Origin of the sequence: Sagittula marina (assembly GCF_014196795.1) — a bacterium.
Lineage (GTDB): Bacteria > Pseudomonadota > Alphaproteobacteria > Rhodobacterales > Rhodobacteraceae > Sagittula > Sagittula marina.
On the sequence record NZ_JACIEJ010000007.1, the window covers coordinates 191,570 to 207,864 of the forward strand.

At 61.5% G+C, this 16,295-nt stretch carries 13 protein-coding genes; 8 read left to right on the forward strand and 5 right to left on the reverse strand.

From position 1 onward, the window contains the following. Positions 1-8 precede the first annotated feature (8 nt). Complete coding sequence (locus GGQ68_RS14840) at positions 9-932, reverse strand: thiamine pyrophosphate-dependent enzyme (protein WP_183967323.1); 924 nt, start codon at positions 930-932, stop codon at positions 9-11. A 94-nt stretch (positions 933-1,026) separates the two neighbouring features. Between GGQ68_RS14840 and GGQ68_RS14845 the strand changes: the two genes are divergently transcribed. Then, a complete protein-coding gene (locus GGQ68_RS14845; protein ID WP_183967325.1) occupies positions 1,027-2,094 on the forward strand; it encodes a zinc-binding dehydrogenase in 1,068 nt (355 codons plus the stop codon). Continuing rightward, the gene (locus tag GGQ68_RS14850; protein ID WP_183967327.1) at positions 2,091-4,352 is read left to right on the forward strand and encodes a molybdopterin-dependent oxidoreductase; all 2,262 of its coding nucleotides are present in this window, start codon (positions 2,091-2,093) and stop codon (positions 4,350-4,352) included. The genes GGQ68_RS14845 and GGQ68_RS14850 overlap by 4 nt, the downstream gene beginning before the upstream one ends. A 14-nt stretch (positions 4,353-4,366) precedes the next feature. On the opposite strand, the gene GGQ68_RS14855 is transcribed toward GGQ68_RS14850, so the two are convergent. The 4 genes from GGQ68_RS14855 to GGQ68_RS14870 all read right to left on the reverse strand — a co-directional run bounded on the left by GGQ68_RS14855 (position 4,367) and on the right by GGQ68_RS14870 (position 8,918). Further along, a complete protein-coding gene (locus GGQ68_RS14855) occupies positions 4,367-5,353 on the reverse strand; it encodes an ABC transporter permease (protein WP_183967329.1) in 987 nt (328 codons plus the stop codon). Continuing rightward, positions 5,353-6,330: an ABC transporter permease gene (locus GGQ68_RS14860; protein WP_183967331.1), complete on the reverse strand. Its 978-nt coding sequence runs from the start codon at positions 6,328-6,330 to the stop codon at positions 5,353-5,355. The genes GGQ68_RS14855 and GGQ68_RS14860 overlap by 1 nt, the downstream gene beginning before the upstream one ends. Further along, positions 6,320-7,840: a sugar ABC transporter ATP-binding protein gene (locus tag GGQ68_RS14865; RefSeq protein ID WP_183967333.1), complete on the reverse strand. Its 1,521-nt coding sequence runs from the start codon at positions 7,838-7,840 to the stop codon at positions 6,320-6,322. Before GGQ68_RS14865 ends, GGQ68_RS14860 begins: the two co-directional genes overlap by 11 nt. Before the next feature lie 109 nt (positions 7,841-7,949). Beyond that, complete coding sequence (locus GGQ68_RS14870; protein ID WP_183967335.1) at positions 7,950-8,918, reverse strand: sugar ABC transporter substrate-binding protein; 969 nt, start codon at positions 8,916-8,918, stop codon at positions 7,950-7,952. Positions 8,919-9,033: 115 nt separating this feature from the next. Between GGQ68_RS14870 and GGQ68_RS14875 the strand changes: the two genes are divergently transcribed. The 6 genes from GGQ68_RS14875 to GGQ68_RS14900 all read left to right on the forward strand — a co-directional run bounded on the left by GGQ68_RS14875 (position 9,034) and on the right by GGQ68_RS14900 (position 16,253). Next, positions 9,034-10,551, forward strand: a complete 1,518-nt coding sequence (locus GGQ68_RS14875; protein ID WP_183967337.1) for an FGGY family carbohydrate kinase — start codon at positions 9,034-9,036, stop codon at positions 10,549-10,551. Then, on the forward strand, positions 10,548-11,615 hold the full coding sequence (locus GGQ68_RS14880; RefSeq protein WP_183967339.1) for a zinc-binding dehydrogenase: 1,068 nt from the start codon (positions 10,548-10,550) through the stop codon (positions 11,613-11,615). Before GGQ68_RS14875 ends, GGQ68_RS14880 begins: the two co-directional genes overlap by 4 nt. Then, positions 11,608-12,273 (forward strand): class II aldolase/adducin family protein, encoded by a 666-nt coding sequence (locus GGQ68_RS14885; RefSeq protein ID WP_183967341.1) that lies wholly within the window; start codon positions 11,608-11,610, stop codon positions 12,271-12,273. Before GGQ68_RS14880 ends, GGQ68_RS14885 begins: the two co-directional genes overlap by 8 nt. Positions 12,274-12,276: 3 nt before the next feature. Further along, entirely contained in the window at positions 12,277-13,254 is a 978-nt protein-coding gene (locus GGQ68_RS14890) for a sugar-binding transcriptional regulator (protein WP_183967343.1), read from the forward strand. A 199-nt stretch (positions 13,255-13,453) separates the two neighbouring features. Beyond that, a complete protein-coding gene (locus tag GGQ68_RS24320) occupies positions 13,454-15,724 on the forward strand; it encodes a response regulator (protein WP_183967345.1) in 2,271 nt (756 codons plus the stop codon). Positions 15,725-15,845: 121 nt separating this feature from the next. Next, a complete protein-coding gene (locus tag GGQ68_RS14900) occupies positions 15,846-16,253 on the forward strand; it encodes a response regulator (protein ID WP_183967347.1) in 408 nt (135 codons plus the stop codon). Positions 16,254-16,295 lie beyond the last annotated feature (42 nt).

Genomic DNA, 16,295 nt, shown 5'->3' on the forward strand with positions numbered 1-16,295 from the left:
GGGTCTCCTTAGTGGGCGTAATCGATCGGGTCGACGCCCAGATCTTTTGCGATGGATTGGTTCATGCGCGCGCGCTCGTCTTCGGACTTGAACCGCACGTAATGAAGCCGCGGGAAGCGTTCCTCGAGGATCGACATCGCGTGGAAGGGGTTGGTGCGCGCCAGGATGATCAGGGGCTTGCCCTCGTGATTTTCCTGCGACGCCTGTCGGATGGCATTCAGGTCGTGACCGTCAACCTCGACGCAATGGGCTCCGAAATTGGTGAACTTGGTGCGCAGGTCGCCGACCTCCATCACGCTGTCCATGGCACCGTCGCATTGCTGGTCGTTCACGTCCATGATCGCCTTGACCTCGATATTGTGGAAGGCGCAGGCCTGCACCGCCTCCCAGGTCTGGCCCTCCTGGACCTCCCCGTCGGACATGAAGACCCAGGTGTTGCCGGTGTCTCCGCGACGCTTGCGTCCAAAGGCAAGGCCCGCTGCCGTCGACAGGCCGATGCCCAGGGTGCCGTTGTGGACTTCCATGCCGGGGCTGTGCTCCGCGCCGATCATCTCGACGGAGGAGCCATCCTGGTTGAACATCTCAAGGCCCTCGGGGGCCATACGCCCGACCTCGATCAGCGTGGCATAGGCGACCAGCGCGTAGTGCGCGGGGGCGATGAAGAGCCGATCGTATTCAGGCCCCGCCGGGCCGTTGTAGCCGGCGCCCGTGTGATAGTCGGGATTGTTCGGAGAGGGCACGCCTTCGAACGGTTTGGGAATCATTGGCAGCGTTGGCTGACCAAGGTTCAGCGCTTCGTTGTAAAGCCAGGCAAGCTGTTCGCCCGCCGAACACGCCTGGCTGAGATATCCGCCGTTGTTGCGCATCGAGTGTTCAAACACGCGGCGGCGAATGCCAAGCGCGATATCTTCCGTCGTCTTTTCATTCCTCACGGGGATCTCCTCTGATCTTTACAAATGTCATTAAAAGATGCAAATGTAAAAAACAAGAGATGATTGCAACGTCCCGGTCTTGGAAAGGTGCGACATGAGACGAATGAACGCTATTCGGTGCCATGGTTTCGGCGGACAGCATCGGTTTGAAACCGGGCTGAACGTACCAGAACCGGGGCCGGGTGAAGTGCTGGTCCGGGTCGACGCCAGCGGGGTCTGTGCCGCTGACAGGGCCATGTGGAACGCAACCGGGCCGTGGGACCTGAGCTTTCCGTTCACGCCGGGGCATGAGTTCACCGGGACGGTTGTGGCGCTTGGCGAGGGCGCAGGCGCGCGGCATAGGCTGTCCGTGGGCGACCGGGCCATTGCCGAGCTGAACATCACTTACGGGAATGACTTTTTCCGCCAACGAGGTCTCTACCACCTGTCGGACAGTATGGATGTCCTGGGCGCGACGCTGAACGGCGGCTGGGCAGAGTACATGATCTATCCTGCGGACGCGGTGATCCACAAAGTGCCGGACAGCGTGTCGAACCGCGCGGCCTGCTATACAGAGCCGTTGGCGAACGCGATCCACGGGGTTCAGCGCGCGGAGATCGGGTTCGAGGACGTGATCGTCATCGCCGGGGCAGGGCCTATCGGGATGGGCATGATTCAGGCCGCCCGGCTAAAGACACCGCGCAAGCTGATCCTGATCAATCCGGGCAAGCCCAAGCGTGACTTGGCTCTGAAGCTGGGTGCCGATCTTGCATTTCATCCCGAGGACCCCGATTTGCGCGCCGCGCTGAACGACCTGACGGACGGCCGCGGCGCTGACGTATTCCTGGAGGCCTCGGGGCAGGGGGCGGCCTTTCTGCAAGGGCTGGATTTGATCCGCAAGGCCGGGCGCATGGTGGTCTTTGGCGTCTATAAGGATCCGGTGCCATTCGACCTCAACATCCTTGGCGAGTTCAAGGAACTGGATCTGCGCGGCGGCCACCTTGCGCCGTTTACATATGCCACCGCGCTTGATCTGATGGGGCGGGGCCTGATTGACGGTGACGCTTGCGTGACGCATTCCTATCCTCTGGAAGAGTTTGAAACTGCCATCGTCCGCACCCCGGACCCGGACGAAGTGCAGATCAAGGTCATTTTTGAGCCGAACGGCACGGAGGCTTCGTGAAATACACATCTTCCCATTGGGGCAGCTACCAGTTCGAACCCGGCGGCCCGTTGATGCCGCTGGCGAGCGACCCCGACCCTTCGCGCATTGGACGCGGCTGGGCCAGTGCTTCGCAGGACCGGCAAAGCCGTATCCTGCGCCCCGCCATCCGGCAGGGCTGGCTGGACGGCGACAAGGGCCGGAACCGTTGTGGCGACAGCTATGTCGAGGTGTCCTGGGAACGCGCGATCTCGCTCGCCGCCGGGGCGTTGGGCGACACGGTTGAGGCGCATGGCAACGGCGCGGTCTTCGGTGGATCTTACGGATGGTCCAGTGCGGGCCGGTTCCACCACGCGCAAAGCCAGATGCGGCGGTTCCTGAACCTTGCGGGCGGCTGCGTGTCGTCGCGCGACACTTATTCCCATGCCGCCGCCGAAGTGATGTTTCCGCATATCCTCGGTCTCAGCAACAAGGCTTTTCAGGATCAGATGACGGCGATGCCGCTGGTCGCGGAGCATTGCGAGCTGCTGCTTGCGGTCGGCGGCATTTCGCGGCGCACGGCGCAGATCACCTCGTCGGGGACCACGACGCACGAAGTCGGCCCATGGCTGGAGCAGATGCGCGCCAAGGGCACCCGGATCATCGAGTTGTCGCCCGCCCGTGGCGACGGTGCAACGGAATGGCTGTCCATCCGTCCGGGCACGGACACCGCCTGCCTGTTGGCTCTGGCCTATGAAATCCATGCCGCCGGTCTGGCGGATGAGGCGTTTCTTGCCCGCTACACCAGCGGCTGGGAGACGTTCCGCGATTACCTGACCGGCGCTGCGGACGGCACGCCCAAGACCGCCGACTGGGCCGCGCCCATCTGCGACCTCGACGCGCAGGTGATCCGTGATCTGGCCCGCGATCTGGCGGGGTCCAAAAGCATGATCGCCGTGGCCTGGGGCCTGCAACGCGCTGAATACGGCGAGCAGCCGCTTTGGGCCGGACTGGCGCTGGCGTCGATCATCGGGCAGATCGGCCAGCCGGGCACCGGGTACGCCTTTGGCTATGGTTCGACCACGCCGGTGGGGCGGGCGGCACGATTGATCCCCTGGCCTTCGATGCCGCAGGGACGCAACCCGGTCGACGATTATATCCCCGTGGCCCGGATCGCTGACATGCTGCTGAACCCCGGCGGTGCCTACAAATACGACGGCGAGACCCGGATCTATCCCGACATCAAGCTGATCTGGTGGACCGGCGGCAATCCATTCCACCACCACCAGGATCTCAACCGGCTGGAAGAGGCGTGGACGCGCCCCGATACGGTCATCGTGAACGATCACAGCTGGACGGCCACGGCGCGGCGGGCGGATATCGTCCTGCCTGCCACGGCACCGCTCGAACGCGAAGACATCCTGATGAACCGGCGTGATCCGACGCTGCTGTGGATGTCGCGGTACCACGCCCCCGTCGGCGACGCGCTGGACGATCACGAGATCTTTGCCCGCCTCTCGCAACAGATGGGGTTTGGCGATGCCTTTACCGAAGGCCGTGACACCGAGGGCTGGTTCGCCTGGCTTTGGGAGCGCTCGCAGGAGGTTGCAAAAACGCATGGGTTCGCGTTGCCCGACCTGAACAGCTTCCGCGCAGAGGGGCGGTTCGACATCCCCGACGCGGCAGAGACGCGGATCGCGCTGGGCGATTTCGTGGCAGACCCCGAGGCCAATGCGCTGGCCACGGAAAGCGGGCGCATCACGCTTGCCAACGAATGGATCGGCGCGCTGGGCCTGCCGAACTGCCCGGGTCACCCGACATGGATGGAGCCGACCGAATGTCTGACACGGGCGCAGCCGGATGAGTTTCACCTGGTGTCTGGCCAGCCGGACACCAGGCTGCATTCTCAGAACGACCGAGGGTCCGAGGCGCTGGCCGACAAGATCAAGGGGCGCGAGGCGGCCAGCTTTCACCCCGACACGGCAGCGGCTCTTGGCCTTGTCGCCGGGAACATGGTGCGGCTTTACAACGAGCGGGGCGCGTGCCTCGCAGGGGTGCGGTTGAACGACGGGCTGCGGCGCGACTGCGTGTTCTTGCCCACCGGGGCCTGGTTCGACCCCCAGACCGTGAATGGCGCGCGGCTGGAGGTCCATGGCAACCCGAACGCCCTGACCCGCGACGTTGGCTGTTCAGAGCTGTCGCAGGGCAACACCGCTCATTCCTGCCTTGTCCGGGCAGAGAAGTGGACCGGCGTGGTGCCGGACCTGACCATCGACACGCCACCTGTCAAAGCATCCTGACGAGGGCAGGGTGCTCAGTCGCCGTCGGCGCTGCGCATGTTGCGCTGCGCCACGGCGAGGGCCAGCGCCGACACGAGAATTATTCCTGACAGCGCATCCTTGGTGTTGAAGTTCAGCCCCATAAGATTCAGGCCGTTCGTGACCATACCCAGGAACAGAACACCCGCCAGCGTGCCCAGCACGTTCGGTCGTCCGCGCGGATGCAGGGCCGCGCCGATGAACACGGCGGCGATGGCGTCCAGCAGGTAGGCAAAGCCGGACAGTGGCGTGAACATACGAATGTTGGCCGCCGCGATCAGCCCGCCCACCGCGCAGGTGATCGAGGCAAAGACAAAGCACGCGATCAGGATACGGTTCACGCGAATGCCAGCGACGATGGCCGCGGACCGCTGCATGCCCATGGCATGAACCCGCCGTCCCCAGACCGACCGTTCCAGTACGAGATAATAGATCACCACCAGAACGGCGGCGATGATGACTTCGGTCGGAATTCCGAACAGGTTGCCCTGCGCGATGTTGCGAAAACCGTCAGGCATCTGGCGATAGGAAATCGGCCCGCCGCCGTGGGTGAAAATACGCTGAACAGATGACCCGATGAAGAACGTGCCCAGCGTCGCCAGGAAAGGGCTGATCCGCAGCCCGACCACGAGCGCGGCGTTCAGCAACCCCACCAGGGAGCCGCCGAGCAGCCCCACGCAGGCTGCCGGGAACCACCCCATGCCGTAGGACTTCATTGCCACCACGGCAAAGGCCGCCCCGAAGTCCAGCGCGATCCCCACCGACAGGTCGATGCCGCCGGTCGCCACGATCAGCGTCATCCCAAGGGCAATGATGATCAGGATGGCAGAGCCCTCGACGATGTTCAGCAGGTTCTGACCCTGCACGAAAACCGGGTTCCAGGCGGCGAAGAACAGGAAGAAGGCAGCAAAGACGATCAAGAAGCCGAAGCGCATCAGGATCTTGCGCGGCGAGAGCCAGTTTTTATTTGCAAAAGTATCCATCACTGCACCCGTTGTGAAATTGCCGACAGCGCCACGACGATCACGATCAGTGCGCCTTTGATGAGGTCGGTCCAAAAGACATTCACCCCGATGGTCTTGAGTCCGATGGAGATCGCCGCGACCAACACGGCCCCCAGAATGGCGCCCCAGACGGTGACGATCCGGCGTGGCGAGAACGCGGCCCCGAGAAAGGTCGCCAGCACCATTTCAAGCATCAGGTTGTCCTGCGCGCCGGGGGAGTAGCCGTTGGCCCTCGCAAGCATGAAGAACCCGGTCACGAACCCCATGAACGCCGCCAGAAGGTAGGATTGCGCCACCAGCCGGTCGACGCGGATGCCCGAGATTTCGGCCGCGTCACGGCTTCCGCCGGCCGCCTGAAGGTTCAATCCCCACTTCGAGCGGTGCAGGAAAAACCAGGCAAGCAGGCTGAGTATTGCGACGAGCAGGATGCCAAGCGGAATGCCGGGTACGATGTCGCCGCGCAACGCGGCGATGGAGTCTGCGTTGAGGTTGAGCCGCTTGCGTTCTGTGATGACATTGGTGATGCCCACCACGGCCACGAACATGGCCAGCGTGGCCAGAAGCGGCGCCATGCGCAGCCGCGTGATCAGCACCGCGTTCACGACGCCGACGAGCATCGACGCGACCAGCGCAGCCCCGGCAGCCAGGATGACCGGCTGCCCCGCGCTGGTCATCACCGCGACGATCCCGGCACAAAGTACGGCGGTGGCCGGGATCGACAGGTCAATCCCGCCAGAGACCACATCGTCACCGCCCGCCATGACCACGGCAGACAGTCCGATGACGGATAAGACGACCGTCAGGCTTTGCGTCAGCACCAGTTTCAGGTTCACCACGGTCAAGAAGTTTGGCGCGTTGAGACCCACGTAGAGCAACAAGGCCAGGAAGATGATCAGTGGCAAGAGCCCGACGATTGTCGCCAGCCGGTGCCTCTGGTGTCGCGCGCTAGCTTGCATATGCGGTCTCCGAAACGGTGGTGGCGCCGGTTGTGACCGCCACGAGATGGTCCACGTTGAGGTCCGGCTTGTCGATGATCGTGCGGACTTCGCCGCGCATCATTACGGCCACGCGGTCACAGGTGCCGACAAGTTCCACCGGATCGGAGGATGACATCACGATGATCGCGCCCTGAGAGGCGAGGTTTTCAATCAGCTGGTAGATCTCTGCCTTGGCACCCACGTCGACGCCCACCGTGGGTTCGTCAAAAATAAAGATCCGGGCGCTCTTGGCCAGCCAGCGGGCCAGAACGACCTTCTGCTGGTTGCCGCCCGACAGGAAACGGGTGACCGCCAGCGCATTGGCGGGCCGGATGTCCAGGTCCTTGATCAGCCGCTCGGTCGCAGACCGCGCTTTTTTACGGTCGATCAAGCCAAAGCTTGCGTTCTCGTCGAGCGTGGCCAGCGTCGCGTTCTCGGTCACTGTCATCGGCAGGACCAACCCGTCGTGGCGTCGGTCGCGCGGGACAAGGACCATGCCGTTTGCCACCGCCTTCGCGGCGGTCTTGGTGTCCAGCGTCGCGCCGTCCAGCGTCAGTGTGCCTTGCGACTTGCGCAACCCGTAAAGCGCATCAATCAGCTCATCGCGGCCCGATCCGATGAGGCCCGCGATGCCAAAGATCTCACCCCGCCGGACGTCAAGGTGCACATCAGAGAAGGTCTTCCCGTCGTCGTATCCGGCCAGTCGCAGGCTAACCTCGCCCGGCTGGCGGTCGGTGGTGGGAAAGAAGTTGTCGAGCGCGCGCCCGATCATGGCAGAAACAAGCTCTGACCCGGTATTCTTGGTGACCTCGTCGAAGACGGCGACGTTCTTGCCTTGCCGAAAGACAGTGACGCGATCGCAGATGTCGATGATTTCGTTGAGGTAATGCGACACATACAAAATGGCGATGCCGCGCGATTTCAGCCGTGCGATAGCCGTCATGATCGTGCGCACATCCTCGCTGGCGAGCGGGGCTGTCGGTTCGTCGAAGACGACGACCTTCGCGGCCCCGTCAACCAGCGCGCGTGCGACCTGCACCAGTTTGCGCTCCGCCGGGCCCAGGTCGCGGATCAGGCGATTTCCCGGCAATTCCGTGCCGAGTTCATCGCGCATGAAAGCCTCCGCGCGGCTGCGCATCTTCCTCTTGGACAGTCCAAACGGGCCGGAAATTTCCTGCCCCATAAACACCGATTCCGCGACGGTGAAATGTGGCACAAGATGTAGTTCCTGATGGATGAAACGGATTCCGGCATCGCGGATCTTTTCAGGCGTGGCAGGGGAAACAGAGGAGCCGCCCACCTCGATCCGGCCTTCGTCAGGCTGGTAAACACCGGCCAGGACCTTGATGATCGTGGATTTTCCGGCGCCGTTCTCACCGACGAGGCCGTGGACTTCGCCGGGGTAGATCGTCAGGTCGGCTCCGTCGAGCGCGCGGACACCGGGAAATGTCTGAACGATTCCGCTCAGCTGAAAGGCTGCTTCGGTCATGTCGCCTCGTCGGGTGAAGAAGAGCTGCGCACATGCGGGAAGATCCGCATATGTCTAACGGTCGCGACAGCCGTTTCACCGGCTGCCGCATTGCCAACAGAATAAAAGGTTACTTGATCTCGCCGTAGCCCAGTTCTTTATAGGCGGCCTTGGCTTCTTCCGGCCCGTTGACCGGCACCACGTCCACGTAAGTCTGCGGCAGAAGGGTCTCACCGGCAAAGTAGCGCGCCACGTTTTCTGCGGCGGTCTGGCCGATCAGGCGCGGCTGCTGGGCCACGTTGGCCACGAAGGGGCTGCCCTCTTCGGCCATGATTTCCATCGTGTCCGGACCACCGTCGAGCGCGGTCACGATTATGTCGGTACGACCGGTTTCCTCAAGCGCCTGCACGACGCCGATGGCCGGCTGATCCCAGCAACCCACGTGGATGGCGTCAAGCTCGCCCTCGGGATACTGGCTGAGCAGGTCGAGCGTTTGGCGGCGCGCATCCTCGGGCGCATTGGCAAACTCTTCGGCCAGCTCGGGCTGGATGATTTCGATCTCGGGATAGTCCTGCAAAACGTATTTCCACAGGCCGGTCCGAATGCCACAGATCCGAAGGGAGTTTTCAAACGCGTTGAACACGGCAACCTTGCCTTCGCCCCCCATGGCGTCGGCCATGTAGCGACCGATGGTGGTGCCCATGTAGTAGTTGTCCGACGTGGTGTTGTTCACCACATACGGGCTGGGGTGATCGACGGAAAACACCGGAATGTCGGCGGCTTGCAGCGCTTCGAACTTCGGGTCGACAGAGCCATCACCGAGGATCGAGATCACGGCGTCAACGCCACGGTTCATAAGCACGTCGTGGTTATCGGCGTGGACCTGGTTGTCACGGCCACCATCGACAGCCACCACGGTTCCGCCAAGGTCTTCCACCTTGCTGGTTGCGCCGTTAAAGGCTTCGCGGTCCCAGAAATGCTGTGTTCCCACGACAGCGACGCCAATGGTTTTGCCCTCAAGGCTTAGCTGGTCTTGCGCCCAGGCGGTGGACACGCTCAACACCGCGATCGCACTGGTGGCGGCTAACAGTTTCTTCATGATTATTCCTCCCGGTTGGCAAAAGGTACCTCCTCGTACCTGTTGTCAGAACCAGAACAACCTTCTTTACAAATGTCAACAATCAATTCATTTGTATAAATCGGGAGGACGGCACGTGAACGAAATTAGAATTGGCCTGGACGTCGGGACGACAGCGATCAAGGCAGCGGCCTATCGACCGGACGGCACCTGCGTGGCGCGGGCGGAACGGAGCAACAAGGTCCTGCGGGCCGGCCCCGGTCAGGCGGAACAGGATATGGAGCAGGTCTGGCAAGGCGCAGTGTCGTGCTTGGCCGAGGTCGCGCAAAGCTGCGACGGTGCGACGATCCAGTCGGTCGGAGTTTGCGGTCAGGGTGACGGTCTGTGGGCGATGGACGCAGACGGGCAACCGGTTGGCAACGCGATGCTGTGGAATGACACGCGCGCGGCGGCCGACTTGGAAGGGCTTGTCGACACCGATCGAACCGACGCCATCGGCAGAGGATCGGGCACGTCGCTTTGGCCCGGCACATCCGCAATGCTGTGGCGCTGGCTGGAGGCGCAGCACGCTGATGTGGCCTCCCGGGTCGCCACCGTTTTCACCTGCGCCGACTGGATCGGCTACCGCCTGACAGGGGCGGTGGCGACAGACATGTCGAATGGGTCGATCCCTTTCATCGACCTTGATGCGCGTCGCTACAGTGACGAACAATTTGCGTCGGTCGACTGCGAGGGGCTGAAGTCCCGGTTGGCATCGCCCCGTCGCGCCTCGGACCGGCTGGGCGGCCTGACAGCAGAAACCGCCCGCGCCACCGGCCTTCCCGAAGGATTGCCAGTGTCGGTCGGCACGCTCGATCTGGCGGCGATGATTGTCGGCATGGGCCTCGATCAGCCTGGCCAGACCATGCTGATCATGGGCACGACGGCGGTGGTCAACATCCTGACCGATGTCGCGGACCGCGTTCCGGTCCCCGTGGGCGCGTCAGCGCTGCACGCCACCAGTGACGCGATCATCCGCATCTTTGCCCCCTCGACCGGCGCGGCGGCATTCGACTGGTTCGCCCAGTTGCATCCCAAAAGCCTAGGTGGCGACACACCCTCGGAGGTCGCGGCAAAGCTGAATGCCTTGGTGCAAAGCGTTCCGGTCGGTGCAAACGGGGTGACCTTCCTGCCGTATCTGAACGGCGAACGCGCGCCCTTCGTCGCTGCCGACATGACGGCGGCCTTCCACGGGATGCGCTCCGACACGACAAAAGCCGACCTGGGACGCGCGGTTATGGAAGGCACGGCGATGAGCCTGCGCCACTGCTTTGAAAGCCACTCCGGATTGCCGACAGAGCCAGTCCAGTTGACGGGCGGTGGGTCGCGCAACACGGTCTGGTGTCAGATCATTGCGGACATCATCGGTCAGGACGTGGTGGTCAGCCTGCAATCGGACCAGGGTCTGTGGGGGGCGGCCTGCCTTGGTGCAGCCGCCGCTGGCGCGGGCGATGCCATGTCCCTCGTGCGGCGCGACGAGGACACGACCACCTATGTGGCCGATCCCGAAAAACACGCCGCCTACAGCGCAGTCTACCGACGCTACGAGATGATCTCGTCCGCGATGCGGCGGCTGCAGAAAGACCTCAATTCAGTCAAGGACCCTTTGCCATGAGCAACATGATGAAAGCGGCGATCCAATACGCCATCGACGACATTCGCATCGAAGAGCGACCGGTCCCTGAAATCGGCCCCGGCGAGCTGCTGCTCAAGACCCGTGCCTGCGGGCTGTGCGGGGGAGAGACGATGGCGTGGTACAAGACGGAGCCAAAGGTCTTGGGCCACGAACCCTCGGGCGAGGTGGTCGAGGTGGGCGCCGGCGTGACAGACTACAAGATCGGCGACCGGGTGTTCGTAAACCACCACGTCGGACGAGTGGACAGCCACCTGTCCCGCCGCGGCCACTTTACCCGCGATCCGTTCTACAAGACCATGAAGCTCGATCCCGGCGGCGTTTGCGAGTATTTCCGCGTCACCGCCCAGCACCTTGCGATGGACACGCACAAGCTGCCCGACAGCATCTCGGATGAGGCTGCCGTCACCATTGAACCCTGGTCCTGCGTGCTGTCCGGTCTCAAACGCTGCATGATCCAGCCGGGCGATACCGTGGCCGTGGTCGGCGCGGGCTTCATGGGGCAGGGCTTCGTGCATCTCGCGCCGCTGTTCGGGGCAGGCAAGGTGGTGGCGCTGGATTTCTCGGACTGGCGGCTGGAAAAGGCAAAGTTCTTTGGCGCGACCCACACGATCAATCCCAAGACCGAGGATGCCGTCGAAGCGATGCGGGCGCTCAACAATGGGCGTCTGGCCGATACGGTGATCGTTATCGCGCCGTTCCCCTCTGCATGGGATCAGGCGCTTGCCCTGACCGAAGTCGGTGGATGCCTGCATCTGGGCGCGCCGATGCCGCCCGACACGGACTGGGTGCAAAGCGGCCACAAGGCCTATTTCGACCAGATCACCATCACCTCGCGCTACAGTTCCGACCACACAGATACGTACAGCTACATCCGCTTGCTGGAAGCTGGCCGGATCAAGGCCGAGGAAGCCATTTCGCACCGCTTCGACATCAACGACAGCGCCGAGGCGTTCAAGATGCTGGTCGAAGCCGAAAAATCCCTGAAGATCGTCGTCTATCCCCACGGAATCCCCGATAGCAAAAAGGAGCAGGCTCATGCTTGAGGCGCTGAAGGAACTCGTCTGCGAACAAAACCACGAACTGCCTGCCAATGGGTTGGTGGTCGGGTCTGGCGGCAATGTTTCCGGCCGGGACCCTGAAACAGGTCTGGTCGTTATCAAGCCCTCCGGCGTGAAATTCGCCAAGCTCACGCCCGACACGATGGTCGTTGTCGACCTCGACGGGAACGTGGTCGAGGGGACGGCCAAGCCCTCGGTCGATACCGGCATCCACCTGTACATCTACCGCAACCGCGCGGACGTTTTCGGCGTCGCGCACACCCATTCGCCCTATGCCAGCAGCTTTGCCGCGCGGGGCGAACGCATTCCGGCAGTGATGACGCCGATCACCCACATGCTGGGCCGCGACGTGCCCTGTTCGCGGTACGCGACGCCAGGCGAAGTGGACACCGGAGAGGCCATCATAGAGGCCGCGGAAGGGGGCTGGGCGGTGCTCGTCAAGGCGCATGGCGTCTTCACCATGGGGCGCGACGCAAAAGAGGCCACGTCAAACGCGATGTATCTCGAAGAGGCTGCCATGACGACGCATCTGGCCATGACCCGCGGCCCGGTCGAGGAATTGCCACGCCAGGAAATCGAACGCTGCTATGACTGGTTCCGCAAAAACTATGGGCAATCCGGCAGCAAAATCGTTAAAGATTGATGGATGAACAAGCCCTCGAAACTCCCCACCGTCAAAAGCGACAAGGATGCGCTCCTGTCCAACATCGCCTTGCTGTACTACGGCGAGGGCCTGACACAAAGCGAGATTGCCAAGCGATATAAGCTGTCGCGGGTCACAATCGTCAATATGCTGCGCGATTGCCGGGAGCGGGGCATCGTCGAGATCCGTGTCGACGGGCAGCATTTGGCAGCCTCCAGCCTGTCGCGCGATCTGTGTGAGAAATACGGTCTGCAGGACGTCTACATTGCGGTAGACGGGATCGAGGACGGATCGACCCGCCGCAGCGATAAGCTGGCACAGGTGGCGCGTGTCGCCTCTATGGCCATTCTCGACATCGTCGAACCCGGCGACCGGATCGGCGTCGCCTGGGGCGAGACCATTGCCGCTGTCGCCAATGCCATGCCGCGAAACTCCGTGCCCGGGACGCAGGTGTGCCAGCTTATCGGCTCGCAGGAATCCGCGCGCGTCCCGGCATCCGAGATCTGCGCCATCGAAGTGGCCAACAAGCTGGGGGCCCAGTGCCATACGCTCCACGCCCCCGGCATCTTGTCCAGCGCGGAACTGGCCAGCGCTCTGAAGTCCGAAGTCACGATCCAAACCCAGCTGGCGCGGCTGTCGAGCCTCGACATGACCATTGCCGCCGTCGGTCACCTGGGCCGCGACACCCACATGGCCGCCGCCGACATCGCGTCAATCGCAGAGCTGGAAGCCGCCAGGCATCAAGGCGCCGCAGGGATCATTTGCTGCCGCTACATCGATGGAAACGGCCAAGAAATCCGCACGGCCCCCTACGATCGGATCATCGCGGCTTCGATCAATGATATCAAGGCAGCCCCCAAGAAACTGCTCGTCGTCTGCGGCAATGATCGGTTGGATGCGACCCGCGCCGCAATTCATGGCGGGCTCGTCACCCATCTTGTGGCCGACCGAGAGCTCGCCGAAGCCCTGATCAACAGCTAGGACGTGGTCAGGGCATCGCGCCTCTAGACCCTGCTTCGGGGCACCTCAATAGGCTGTGTTGCAGCACGCTATGGCAAACCTGGCACGGCCACACAGCCACAGTCCCTTTCTTCACAGCTATCCCAGCTGCGCTCTCAGATGTGCGCGCAGTCGCCCTGACCGGCGTAGCTTTGTGGGGCTGGGCATACTGGTAGACACGGTGTTTGATGAAAATACCGCAAAACCGGTATCTTTTGCTGAAGCGATGCTTACAGTTCATACTCGTAAGTGCCTTGCAGGGAGCCAGAGCATAATGCCGTCGCCGACTGACAAGCACCGAGTTTCGTTCGCCGCCGTTGCTGTTGGATTCGGGCTCTGTCTGCTCGTGATGCTGGGCATTACGTCCGGCAAAAGGTACATTGAAATCACCCGAACCAATATAGAGGTCTCGCGCCTTTTCCTTCGGCTGGAACAGACCATCGGTTACGACGGGTTTATACACAATTTCAAGAATTTCGTCCTGCGCCCGGATGAACCGATCTTTCAGGATCGTGCTAAGACCGATCTCGCAGAGGTTCTCGAGACCATCGAAGAGATAAGTCGCCTCGCGAGTGACCTTGGCATTTCTCATGATCTGAACGCCGTGTCGGATACTGTGCGCGAATATGGCAGCACGCTCGACCGCATCCCGGTTCTGTGGGCGGAGGGCCTGAGCAGCCAGGACATAGACGAAATCGTTCGCGTGTCGGACGTTTCTGCAAGTGCCGCAATTGAGAGTTTTCAGACGAAGGTAGAAAGCGATTTTGTCCGAAGGCAACTATTGTTTTCAGCGATATTTATAGTGGCCATCTCTTCTGTGATCGTTCTCCTGGCAGCACTGCTGTTTTTTCAAATTGTCCTCAAACGCAAGTCCCAGGCGCATGCCGAGGAAATCGAACAACGTGCCGAAACCCTTCGAAAGGCCGAGAATCTGGCGCGGCTTGGACGATGGGAAAGCAACCTGAAGGACCGGGTGATATGGTCGGAATCCACCCGTCGCATGCTCGGCGTTGATGCGGAGAAATTCGGCGAATCCAGGGAGTTTGCCTGGGATCTGGTGCATCCCGAGGATCGCGGCAAACTGCGCATGGCGATGCGCAAGGCCATCGAGGGCAACGGTCATTTCTCATGTCTTCATCGCATGATACGTCCTGACGGACAGACAATTATCGTAAATGACATCGGTGAACCCATGCTGAACAAGCGCGGTGAAATCACGGGCTTCAGCGGGACAATCCAGGATGTGACCCAGATCGTCGAACTGGAGGATCGACTGCGTCAGGCTCAAAAAATGGAAGCGATCGGACAGCTTGCCGGTGGTGTGGCGCATGACTTCAACAATCTCCTCGCAATCATCCTCGGCAACCTCGAACTGCTTGTCGAAGCGGACAACAAGGACGATGTGCATCGACACGCAAAAATTGCTCTGGATGCCACCAACAGGGGGGCAAGCCTGACCCGCAATATTCTTGGCTTCGCGCGCAAATCCAATCTTCATGTCGAGCCTACGAACCTCAACGACATGCTGCGCAAGAGCAATGCGATGGTGGAGCGTATCCTGCCTGCCACGATATCCATTGAAACCGCTTTGTCGGCGGGCCTCTGGCCAGTCGACGTGGACCGCGATCTGGCGCAAAACGCGATCCTGAACTTGATCCTGAATGCGCGCGACGCAATGCCGAAGGGCGGCCGTATCACCATCGAGACGGCAAACGTCCGCATCGACGATGACTACATTGACAGCCGTGGCGAGGAAATCGAACCGGGCCGCTATGCGATGATCGCCGTCAGCGACACCGGAAACGGCATTAGTCCAGAGAACATGAAACGTGTCTTCGAGCCGTTCTTCACCACCAAAGCGCCGGGGCAGGGGTCTGGCGTCGGTCTCTCCATGGTGATGGGGTTCATGCGCCAATCCAAGGGCACCATCCTAGTGTATTCCGAGCTGGGAATTGGCGCGACCTTCAAGCTGTATTTCAAAACCGGAAAAAGCATTGCGCCACCTGAGTCGCTGCCAGAGGAGAAGGCAATCGCTACGGATCAGGGCACAGGCGCGCGCATCCTTGCGGTCGAAGACGAGGCAGACGTCCTCGCCACCATTGAGGAAACCCTGACAAAGGCCGGTTTCGAGGTGATGACCGCGCGGTCCGGTGACGAGGCTCTCTCGCTATGGGGCGACACCGAAGAATATGATCTTCTGCTCACCGACATCGTGATGCCAGGCAGCCTTCAAGGCACGCATCTTGCCAAGAAACTCCGCGAACGGAGGCCGGATTTGCCGGTTGTTTTCATGTCTGGTTATGCGTCGGAGGCCGCAGTGCATGGCAATGGAGTCTATCCAGAAGATGGTCGCCTGATGAAGCCTGTTGCACGATCCAGCCTGATCAGTACCATCAACACAGTTCTGCAAAATAGCAGGAAAACAAATACGAAGAAGGAAGAGACAGACTGATATCCAACGCGAATATCCGTTACACTGCGCAAGACCTCGGAAACTATGGTAAACGACTTCTACGGCGTGATGCGCCGCAATTCGTATTCGGTTCTAGTAGACAGAGGAGCAACCCCGCCACATGTCGGAGGGAGCATTTAAAATCTTCATCGCAGATGACAATCAGGAATTTGCGAACTTTTGCGCGGAAGTTGCGCGAAAAGAAGGATGGATCCCCACTGTGTGTTGCGATGGACTTGAACTTCTCAGGTCACTCGAGGGCGAGGAAGATCCTGTTCTGATAATCTGCGATTTGAATATGCCACACCTCGACGGCATCGCTGTTGCACAAGCATTGCCCGAAAAAACTTCGGCCCGGCGCATCCGTTTCATTACGGGCGGTGCCGAAGCAAACGCGCTCGCGGCACGCCTCATTGCTGATGCGCGTGACCTCGCCGTCGGGCGCTTCCTGCTCAAACCAATCTCGGTCGCCCATTTGCGCGAGATTCTGGAATTCGAGCGCGCGGCCTTGAGTAAGTTGACGTCTTAATTTTCTGCCCCACCGGGCCGGGCTGATAAGTGTCCATCCGGA